The 10,289-nt window shown below is 58.6% G+C and carries 8 protein-coding genes, 1 tRNA gene and 1 pseudogene; 6 read left to right on the top strand and 4 right to left on the bottom strand.

Annotation, left to right across the window (positions count from 1 at the left end; translation table 11 throughout):
- Window positions 1-140 precede the first annotated feature (140 nt).
- Together AC559G_RS21815 and AC559G_RS21810 are read right to left on the bottom strand one after the other, a co-directional pair.
- A pseudogene (locus tag AC559G_RS21815) lies at window positions 141-509 on the bottom strand (Arm DNA-binding domain-containing protein); the annotation flags it as partial.
- Between the two features lie 198 nt (window positions 510-707).
- Window positions 708-792: transfer RNA gene (locus AC559G_RS21810), tRNA-Leu, on the bottom strand.
- Window positions 793-1,046: 254 nt separating this feature from the next.
- Here AC559G_RS21810 and deoC point away from each other — a divergent pair.
- The 5 genes from deoC (at window position 1,047) to AC559G_RS21785 (ending at window position 6,067) form a co-directional block, all read left to right on the top strand.
- Window positions 1,047-1,796, top strand: a complete 750-nt coding sequence (gene deoC / locus AC559G_RS21805; RefSeq protein WP_498914648.1) for a deoxyribose-phosphate aldolase — start codon at window positions 1,047-1,049, stop codon at window positions 1,794-1,796.
- 80 nt (window positions 1,797-1,876) lie between these two features.
- Window positions 1,877-3,406, top strand: coding sequence for a xylulokinase (locus AC559G_RS21800; RefSeq protein WP_498914646.1), 1,530 nt, complete (start codon window positions 1,877-1,879; stop codon window positions 3,404-3,406).
- A complete protein-coding gene (gene fucP, locus AC559G_RS21795) occupies window positions 3,403-4,734 on the top strand; it encodes a sugar MFS transporter (RefSeq protein ID WP_498914644.1) in 1,332 nt (443 codons plus the stop codon). Before AC559G_RS21800 ends, fucP begins: the two co-directional genes overlap by 4 nt.
- Window position 4,735: 1 nt before the next feature.
- Window positions 4,736-5,137, top strand: coding sequence for a VOC family protein (locus AC559G_RS21790; RefSeq protein ID WP_498914643.1), 402 nt, complete (start codon window positions 4,736-4,738; stop codon window positions 5,135-5,137).
- A gap of 165 nt (window positions 5,138-5,302) precedes the next feature.
- Window positions 5,303-6,067 carry a DeoR/GlpR family DNA-binding transcription regulator gene (locus tag AC559G_RS21785; protein WP_095846974.1) on the top strand — a complete coding sequence of 255 codons (765 nt, stop codon included), beginning with the start codon at window positions 5,303-5,305 and terminating at the stop codon, window positions 6,065-6,067.
- 71 nt (window positions 6,068-6,138) lie between these two features.
- Here the strand turns inward: AC559G_RS21785 and lptG are convergent, their stop codons facing one another.
- Together lptG and lptF are read right to left on the bottom strand one after the other, a co-directional pair.
- Window positions 6,139-7,209: an LPS export ABC transporter permease LptG gene (lptG, locus tag AC559G_RS21780; protein ID WP_279025947.1), complete on the bottom strand. Its 1,071-nt coding sequence runs from the start codon at window positions 7,207-7,209 to the stop codon at window positions 6,139-6,141.
- Window positions 7,209-8,303: an LPS export ABC transporter permease LptF gene (lptF, locus tag AC559G_RS21775; RefSeq protein ID WP_498914640.1), complete on the bottom strand. Its 1,095-nt coding sequence runs from the start codon at window positions 8,301-8,303 to the stop codon at window positions 7,209-7,211. The genes lptG and lptF overlap by 1 nt, the downstream gene beginning before the upstream one ends.
- A gap of 281 nt (window positions 8,304-8,584) precedes the next feature.
- Here lptF and pepA point away from each other — a divergent pair, with 281 nt between their 5' ends.
- The gene (gene pepA, locus AC559G_RS21770; RefSeq protein ID WP_095846971.1) at window positions 8,585-10,096 is read left to right on the top strand and encodes a leucyl aminopeptidase; all 1,512 of its coding nucleotides are present in this window, start codon (window positions 8,585-8,587) and stop codon (window positions 10,094-10,096) included.
- Window positions 10,097-10,289 lie beyond the last annotated feature (193 nt).

The following is a 10,289-nucleotide window of genomic DNA, read 5'->3' as shown; positions in this document are numbered from 1 at the left end:
GGTGTAGCTCTGCTCGACAACCAACTGAGCCGCTTCACGTTTGAACTCTGCACTAAAATTTCTTTTTTTCATTGGAGCACCTGTATTGTTCTGAGGTGAGCATATCACCTCTGTTCAGGTGGCCAAACTCAGTGTGCCACTTCAAATACACGAGCGCTATGCGATGCCGACCACTTCTGATTGCTGGCGTGCCACTCTCTGGCTACCACTTCAAACGTTATCGCCTCTTGCTCCTGCTCTACCTTAACGGCTTTCTTGTTATCACTGGGATCGATGCTGTTTGCTAACAGCTTACGGGCTTCATCCCGGCGTGCCCTGGCATCCGCCAGCGAAACTTCAGGATATTTTCCCAATGCCAGCATTTTCTCTTTACCACTAAAGCGATAACGAAGTCGCCAGTATTTTGAACCGTTAGGGTGAACCAGCAAAACCATGCCTTCACCGTCAGTTAGTTTGTAGGCTTTTGCTTCAGGCTTAGCCGAACGAACCTTCACATCACTCAGAGCCATGATGAGTATCCTTTCAAGGGTCCTGTGTGGGTACAAACATTATCGAACCGGGATATACCCGCAGTTGTACCCGCATCAGTAAGTTGATGTAGATTGAATCAGGTTGACTTAGGTTGAGTGAAAAAGCGAGGAAAGCCTTGCGGATACTGGATTTCAGGCACAAAAAAAGACGTCCGTTGACGTCTATTGATGTTCCGATGGTGCCGAAGGCCGGACTCGAACCGGCACGTATTTCTACGGTTGATTTTGAATCAACTGCGTCTACCGATTTCGCCACTTCGGCACTGAAGTAGTATGCGGAAAACGGGTGCATTATACCTGCCAGCGATCGGCACGCAAGAGTTATCAAGCATTCAATGGGTTGAATGCTGAAAAAAGCGTCATACCCCACCTTTCCTATCTCTTTCAAGCCAAAAATCGCCCCTCCCTGTCTACCGCCCTCACGTTGAAAGCAATTGAACAAAAAAACTGCAAAACAGATCACGTTTGCGGATAAATGCGTTACCAAACGCATTTGAAAACAAATACAGTGCAAATATGAAATTAAATGAAAACAAAAATCAGGATATAGCAATGAACAATATCACTCAACGTATGGCCCGGCTTATCGATCTCAGCGCCGTGCAGGCCACCAACACCGAGACGGATGTCCGCCACTGCGCTGCGCTGGCCACCCACTACCACATCATTTCCGTCCACGTGCTGCCCTGCTGGACGCGCTTTCTCAGCACGCTGCTGCCCGAGCAGGGCCGGGCAGACGTCATGATCGGCGGGCCGGTCGGCTTCCCTGGCGGGGCGCACACCACCGATATCAAAGTTCAGGAGGTGCGCCAGTTGATTGCCGACGGCGCGCGCGAGGTCGATATGGTGGTGAATATCGGCAAAGTGCTCTCCGGCGATTACGACTACGTGCGCCAGGATCTGCGCCGCGTGGTGGAAGCGGCCGCACCGGTGCCAGCCAAAGTCATTCTGGAAACGCACTACCTGAATGAACAACAGATACGCACGCTGTGCGAAATCGCCGTCGAGGTCGGCATGGCCTGGGTGAAAACCGCCACCGGCTGGGCGCCGACCGGCGCCACGGTGGAAAAAGTGGCGATCATCGCCGATCAGCTGCGCGGCCGTATCCAGATCAAAGGGGCCGGCGGCATTCGCGATCTGGCCAGCATCCGGGCGCTGTATCGCCTGGGCGTGCGCCGCTTCGGCATGAGCGCCGCCACCACTCAAAAAGTCTTGGAACAACTGGAACAGGATCCCAGCCTGTTCCCGGAGCTGCACGATAACTAAAACCTGATAGGCGGCCTCTGTCGCCATCAGCATAACGCTTCTAGGGGCGGCGCCCGCCGCCCAAAACGGGAGTGATAATAATGAAAGATATACTTCTTACCCTTGATGTCGGCACCGGCAGTACCCGCGCCGGGCTGGTCACAAATACCGGGCAAATCCTCGGCTTCACGCAGTGCGAATACGATCAAATCACGCCGCAGGCCGGCTGGGCGGAGCAACCGCCTTCGTTGTGGTGGCAAAGCGCCTGCCAGTGCCTGCAAGAGCTGTTGGCACGCTTTGCCGACCAGCGCCCGCGCATCGCCGCGGTTGGCGTCTGCGGGCAAATGCACGGCACCGTGCTGCTGGATGCCGCAGGCGAACTGGTGGTCGATCGCGCCCTGCTGTGGAACGATAAACGCTCACAACCGCAGGTAGAGCGCTTTAAACAGCAAGGGCTGGCGGAAAGCTGGCTGGCGATGCTGAATAACCCGCCGACGGCCGCCTGGCCGGCGTTCAAGCTGGCCTGGCTGCGCGAACATCACCCCGATCAGTGGGCACGCATTGCCACGGTGCTGATGCCGAAAGATTACATCAACTTCCGGCTCTGCGGCGCCCGCGCCACCGATTACAGCGAAGCCTCCTGTTATTACCTGCTGGATAGCGGCACGCTAGCCTGGTCGGAACCCGCTCTGCGCCATTTTCATCTGCGGGCGGATCAACTGCCGGCGCTGCACCTCTCCAGCGATATCATCGGCCAGATCGGCCCCACGGCGGCGGCGGCCACCGGTTTGCCGGTGGGCATCCCGGTGATGGCCGGGGCGGCGGATATGGCTGCCACGCTGCTGGGTTCCGGCGTCTATCAACCCGGCGCCGCCTCCGACAGCACCGGCACCTCCACGCTGCTGACGATGGTGGCCGGCAAGCCGCTGCGCGATCCCTGGGTGAATAACCTACATCTGGCCAATCCGGCCTGGGGCGGCTTCACCATTCTGGATGCCGGCGGCGATGCCATGCGCTGGGCGCGTATGGCGCTGAACGACAGTCAGCTCAGCCACCAGCAAATGCTCGCTCTGGCGGCCGAGATCGCCCCTGGGGCCGAAGGGCTGATTTTTCTGCCCTACCTCACCGGCGAACGCCTGGCGGCGCACACCAATTCACGCGCGCAGTTCTTCGGCCTGCAGCGCAAACACCGGCAAGGGCACCTCTACCGCGCCGTGCTCGAAGGCGTGGCGCTGGCCTCGCTGCGCAACCTGCAGCAATTGCAGCGCTGCGCGCAATCGCCAGAGGCGATCATTGCCTCCGGCGGCGGCGCCCGCAGCGCGCTGTGGCTGCAAATCAAAGCCTCGGTCTATAACCTGCCGCTGCTGCAAACCCGCAACCAGGAAAACGGCACCACCGGCTGTGCGATCATCGCCGGCGTTGGTGTCGGCCTGTTCAACAGTTTTGCCGAAGGCGTGAAGCGCACCGTCAGCGTTGAACGGGAATTTATGCCGGATCCCCGGCAGCACGAACACTATATGCGCTGCTTTGAGCTGTTCGAACGGCTCTACCACCAGGCGCAGCCTCTCTACGAACAGCTTGACGTTATTAGCTCGTTCTCTTTTTCTGCGGATAAAGGAACACCACAATGAGCGACTCTCTGATTAACAAAAGCGAGGCGGCGCAGCACGCCGCGGCGGAAAGCATCGACCGCAGCGCCTACCTGCCCGCCACGCCCTGGCTGCAGTTGATGCTGGTCTGCTGCCTGTTTGCCCTGTGGGGGATGGCCGGCAACCTGAACGATATCCTGATCGCCCAGTTCAAAAAGGGTTTCGATCTCTCCGATACGCAAACCGCGCTGGTGCAATCGATCTTCTTCCTCGGGTATTTTCTGATGGCGTTGCCCGCCGCCGCGGTGATCAAACGCTATTCCTACAAAGTGGCGATCGTCATCGGGCTGTGCCTGTATGCGCTGGGCTGTTTCTTGTTTATCCCGGCGGCAATGATGATGACCTATGGCGCGTTCCTGGCCTGCCTCGGCATCATCGCCACCGGCCTGTCGTTCCTCGAAACTTCGGCGAATACCTACTCCAGCCTGCTGGGGCCGCTGGAAACCTCTACCCAGCGCATTAACTTCTCGCAGATCTTCAACTCGTTGGGGATCATTTTCGGCGTGCTGATCGGCCAGCAGTTGGTATTCGGCAAAAACGATCCCTCTCACGCCGAACTGCTGCAAATGCCGCTGGTACAGGCCGAGGCCACGCGCGCGCAAATGGTGTCGCAGGTGGTAACGCCATACCTGATCATCGGCGCCGTACTGGTGGTGCTGGCGCTGATCTTCGTGGCGGTCAAGTTCCCCGCTTGCAAAACACAACGCGCGCACAACGGCGTGGGCAAGCCACTGATGCAGTCGCTGAAAATCCTGCTGGCGCTGCCGCGCTTTCGCTTCGGCGTGCTGTCGCAGTTCCTGTACGTCGGCGCGCAGGTGGGGCTGTGGAGCTTCACCATCCGCTTTGTGCAGATCATCGAACAGGGCACGACCGAGCACTCCGCCACCTACTGGCTGCTGGCCACGCTGGTGTGCTACTGCGCCGGCAAGGTAGTCACCACCGCGCTGATGAAGAAATTCAACCCGGCGTTGCTGCTTGGCGTGTTCTGCTCGCTCTGCGTGTTCCTGTTGCTGTTTGCCGTCAGCATTCAAAGCCTGGTTGCCGTGGTTGCCATCATGGGCACCAATTTCTGTATGGCGCTGTGCTGGCCGACCAACTTCGGCCTCACCATCAAGGGGCTGGGGGAAGAAACGCAAATCGCCGGCTCGATCGTGGTGATGTCGATCATCGGCGGCGCGGTGGTGCCGTTGATCATGGGGATCATTTCCGATGCCCACGGCGGCAATATGCAGATCGCCTTCGCCGTGCCGCTGGTCTGCTTCGCCTACGTCGCCTTCTACGGTTTCTACTGTGTAAAAAAGGGGATTTAGTATGGCGAATCTGATTACCGGCCTGGCGCACGTTGGCCTGCGCAGTGCGGATATCGAACAGGCGACCCGCTTTTATCATTCGCTGGGTTTTACCACGCGCCAGTCATTGGCCATTGAGGAGCCGCAGGGCACGGTTGAGGTGCGTTTTCTGGCGCTGGGTGAGCTGATACTGGAACTGTATCAGTTGCCCTGGCCGGGGCTGGCGCGCAACGCGGCCTGCTTTGGCATTGACCATGTGGCACTGCGGGTTAGCGATTTAGCGACGGCGCAGCTGTGGGTGGAACGGCTCGGCTATCCGCTGACGGAAGGCCCGGCGCTGCAACCCAGCGGTAGCCACGGCGTGCGCTACTTTATGATCGCCGGGCCAGATGGGGAGCGGGTGGAGTTTAATCAGCCGCTGTAGCTTCCCCTTCCCCCTCACCCCAACCCTCTCCCAGAGGGAGAGGGAGTAGGTACGGGGCTATGGCTAACTCCCCTCTTCCCAGGGTTAGCGGCAACAGCGCTTTTGCCAGCAACGCATGTGCGGGTTATATTAATCCGCACATCGTTCAGCAGGCAGGGAAAGGGTATGTACGCAGAGGAACGCCAGGAAAAACTTCTCGCTATCCTGAAAGAAAAACGCAAGCTGTCCGTCAGCGAGATGAGCGAGCGTTTCAATGTATCTGGCGCCACCATCCGTACCGATCTGCGTATTCTGGAAGACGCCGGTATGCTCACCCGCACCCACGGCGGCGCCATCTTGCGCACCCGCGCCAGCTTCGAAATCAGCTCGGATCAGCGTGAAGAGGTCAACCTCTCCTCCAAAGAGCAAATCGGCCAACTGGCCGCCAGCCTGGTGGAAGATGGCGATATCATCGTGCTTGATACCGGCACCACAACGTTGCAAATCGCCCGCCACATCCGCCAGCGCCGCAATATTACGGTGATCACCAATGATTTTATTATCGCCAAGAGCCTGGAAGATGTGGAGTCCGTTCAAATTGTGCTGCTCGGCGGCATCGTCAAAAAAGGCTACCACTGTGCGGTGGCGATTAGCGGCCGCTCGCTGCTGGATTCGCTGAACATCGATAAAGCCTTTATGGGTGTTAACGCCCTGTCGTTGAAGCAGGGCGCCTGCGTGGCCGATATCATGCTGGCGGAAACCAAGCGCAGCATGGTGGAACATGCCAACCAGGTGATCGTGGTTTGCGATCACAGCAAGCTGGGCAATACCTCGCTGGCGCAGTTTGCCACCGCGGCGCAAATCGACACCGTGGTGCTCGATCGGCTGCCGGAAAACGCCGAAGAATATCAGGAAGCCGGTATTGCGCTGCTGAGCATCGAACAGGCATAAGCACGCCCGCCGCCCGCGATCAAAAAAGGCACGCCCTTGCGGCCGCGCCTTTTCTATTAAAACACGCTACGTTAGCGCCGCTTCAGCAGCAAATACACGCTGATCAGCAGGAACAGCATGCTCGGCAGCAGTGCGCCCAGCACCGGCGGCATGTTATACACCAGGCTCAGCGGGCCGAAGATCCTGTCCAGCACGTAAAACAGAAAGCCGAAGCTGATACCGGTGACCACGCGGATGCCCATCGGCACGCTGCGCAACGGGCCGAAGATAAACGACAGCGCCATCAGCATCATCACCGCCACGGAAAACGGCGAGAAGATTTTGCTCCACATGTTCAGTTGGTAGCTGTTGGATTCCTGGCCGCTCACCTTCAGGTAGTTCACGTAGTTATACAACCCACTGATGGAGAGCGAATCCGGTTCCAGCGCCACCACGCCCAGCTTGTCCGGCGTCAGGTTGGTTTTCCATTCGCCGGTCAGCGTCTGGCTGCCGGTCACCAGCTTGTCGTTGGTCAGATCGGAGGTGTCCACCTGCGCTAGCTTCCACACCCCGTCTTCAAAGGTGGCGGTGGCGGCGTAGCGCACCGTTTCCAGCCGGCGCTGATCGTTAAAGTGGTAAATGTTCACCCCGGCCAGCTCTTTTTCGCCCGCCACTCGCTCGATAAAAATAAAGTCGTTGCCGTCTTTCGCCCACAGCCCGTTCTTGGTAGAAAGCAGCGAGCCGCCGTACATCTGCTGCGCACGGTAGTTGCGCGCCATCTGTTCGCCCTGCGGCGCCACCCATTCGCCAATCGCCATGGTCAGCAGCACCAGCGGAATAGCGGTTTTCATCACCGAACCGGCGATCTGCAGGCGGGTGAAGCCAGAAGCCTGCATCACCACCAGTTCGCTGCGCGTCGCCAGTTGCCCCAGGCCGAGCAGCGCCCCCAGCAGGGCGGCCATCGGGAAGAACACCTCAATGTCTTTCGGCACGCTGAGCAGGGTATACATGCCTGCGTCCAGCGCCGAATAGTCACCCTGCCCCACTTTGCGCAGCTGATCGACGAACTTGATGATGCCGGACAACGAAACCAGCATGAACAAGGTCATGATGATCGTGTTGAAAATCGTCCGGCCAATATAGCGATCCAATACACCAAACATCAGGCGGCTCCTCTCAGGCGCGCGCGCACTCGGCGCATCGGCACGGTATCCCACAGGTTCAGCCCCAGGGCGATCACCAGGTAAACGCCGTTCACCAGCCACAACCACAGCAGCGGATCGAGTTTGCCTTTGCCGGCGTTAGACTGCAGCGAGGTTTGCAACAAGAAGAACACCAAATACAGCAGCACCGCCGGCAACATGCTGAGCACGCGCCCCTGGCGTGGGTTCACCACGCTGAGCGGCACCACCATCAACGCCATCAGCACCACGGAAACCACCAGCGTCAGGCGCCAGTGGAACTCGGCGCGCGCTTCAGGATCGTCGGAATGCCACAGCGCGCGCATCGACATCTGCTCGGTCTGGGGTTCACCCTGCGTCACGGCGCGGTGGCCCACCACCGCCTTGTAATCGGTGAAATCGGTAATGCGGAAATCGCGCAGCAGCGCGGTGCCCTCAAAGCGCGAGCCTTTGTCCAGCGTCACCACCTGCGTACCGTCTTTCAGTTGGTTGATTTCGCCATGCTGCGCCACCACCACGGAAGGGCGCTGGTTGCCGCTGGGCCGCAGCTGCGCCATAAATACGTTATCAAAGGTGTTGCCCTTAACGTTGCCGATAAACAGCACCGCGTTGCCGTCCTGCAGCGGCTTGAACTGGCCTTCCGCCAGCCCGGCGATGTTCGGGTTGGCCTTGGCTTCCGCCAGCACCTCCACCTGATAGCCGGTGGCCCACGGCCCCACCCAAAACACATTCACCGCCGCCAGCAGCGAGGTCAGCAGCGCCAGCACCATCGCAGCTGCCACCAGGGTGCGTTTCCCCAGGCCGCAGGCGTGCATAACGGTAATTTCACTCTCGGTGTAGAGCCGCCCAAGCGTCATCAACAAACCGAGGAACAGGCTTAAAGGAAGAATTAGCTGCGCCATCTTCGGGATGGTCAATGCAAGCAGGGAAATGACTAAATTTGTCGGAATACTGCCGTCCACCGCATCGCCTAACACCTTGACCAGGTTCTGACAAATGAAGATCAGAAGCAGGACAAACAGAATCGCGATTTGGCTCTTGAGCGTTTCCCGTACCAGATATCTAATGATAATCACGCTTATTACGCCTGTGAAAACTTGTCTTTTTGCAGGAAAATCGATAGTTTCTTCGCTAATCCGCCATTTATTCTCATCATATGGCAACCTTCACAGCTAAAATAGTATTACAACATCAAGCTGTTTGTGTGTCCTATAGGAACGCGCCTATAGTCGCCAAAACAGAGAAATTTTCGCCGTTCAGGTTAACACACACAGTTAACTCAATGGCGGGAGATCGTTACGGAGTTGGTCATTCTAGCCGTAGCGCCCGCCTTTGTCTTTAAGATTCAGGAGAGTGCATGGAGTTCAGTGTAAAAAGCGGTAGCCCGGAAAAACAGCGCAGCGCCTGTATTGTCGTCGGTGTTTTTGAACCGCGCCGCCTGTCACCTATCGCAGAACAACTCGACAAAATCAGTGATGGTTATATCAGCGCCCTGTTGCGCCGTGGCGAACTGGAAGGCAAAGTCGGGCAGACATTACTGCTGCACCATGTGCCTAACATTCTCTCTGAACGTATCCTGCTGATCGGCTGCGGCAAAGAGCGCGAACTTGATGAGCGCCAGTACAAACAGGTGATCCAGAAAACCATCAACACCCTCAACGACACCGGCTCAATGGAAGCGGTCTGCTTCCTGACCGAGCTGCACGTCAAAGGACGCAACACCTACTGGAAGGTGCGCCAGGCGGTGGAAACCGCCAAAGAAACGCTCTACACCTTCGATCAGTTGAAAAGCAACAAGATCGAACCGCGCCGCCCGCTGCGCAAAATGGTGTTCAACGTGCCGACCCGCCGCGAACTGACCAGCGGCGAGCGCGCCATCCAGCATGGCCTGGCGATCGCGGCCGGCATCAAGGCCGCCAAAGATCTCGGCAACATGCCGCCGAACATCTGCAACGCCGGCTATCTGGCTTCGCAGGCGCGCCAACTGGCGGATGCCTTCAGCAGCCATATCGCCACCCGCGTCATCGGCGAGCAACAGATGAAAGAGCTGGGCATGAACGCCTATCTGGCGGTCGGCGCCGGTTCGCAAAACGAATCGCTGATGTCCGTGGTGGAATATAAGGGCAACCCGAACCCGGACGCTAAGCCGATCGTGCTGGTGGGCAAAGGACTGACCTTCGATTCCGGCGGTATCTCGATCAAACCGGCCGAAGCCATGGACGAAATGAAGTACGACATGTGCGGCGCGGCCACGGTTTACGGCGTGATGCGCGTGGTGGCGGAGCTGAACCTGCCGCTGAACGTGATCGGCGTGCTGGCCGGCTGCGAAAACATGGTCGGCGGGCGCGCCTATCGCCCCGGCGACGTGCTGACCACCATGTCCGGCCAAACGGTCGAAGTGCTGAATACCGACGCCGAAGGCCGCCTGGTGCTGTGCGACACCCTGACCTACGTCGAGCGCTTTGAGCCGGAACTGGTGATCGACATCGCCACGCTGACCGGCGCCTGCGTGATCGCGCTGGGCCACCACCTGACCGGGCTGATGTCCAACCATAACCCGCTGGCGCACGAGCTGATCGGCGCGTCCGAGCAGGCCGGCGACCGCGCATGGCGTTTGCCGTTGGCGGACGAGTTCTACGAACAGCTGGACTCCAACTTTGCTGATATGGCCAACATCGGCGGCCGCCCAGGCGGCGCCATCACCGCAGGCTGCTTCCTGTCGCGCTTTACCCGCAAATACAGCTGGGCGCACCTGGATATCGCCGGCACCGCCTGGCGCTCCGGCAAGGCCAAAGGCGCCACCGGCCGCCCGGTGGCGATGCTGGCGCAGTTCCTGCTGAACCGTGCGGGGCTTAACGGCGACGAGTGATGCCGATACTCCGTGGGTTTCAGGCCGCCGCGTTGTTGGCTGCAACTTGAAATCCATTGGGTATATATACTCTAAATAATTCGAGTTGCAGGAAGGCGGCGACGCAGTGAATCCCCAGGAGCTTACTCCAGTAAGTGACTGGGGTGAGCGAGGAAAGCCAACACACCTGCAACTTGAAGTATAACGAGTATAA

The sequence above is a fragment of the Gibbsiella greigii genome (assembly GCF_039540155.1).
Taxonomy (GTDB): domain Bacteria; phylum Pseudomonadota; class Gammaproteobacteria; order Enterobacterales; family Enterobacteriaceae; genus Gibbsiella; species Gibbsiella quercinecans.
The sequence above is the reverse complement of the archived record's forward strand: the minus strand, read 5'-3'. Positions and strand labels throughout refer to the sequence as shown.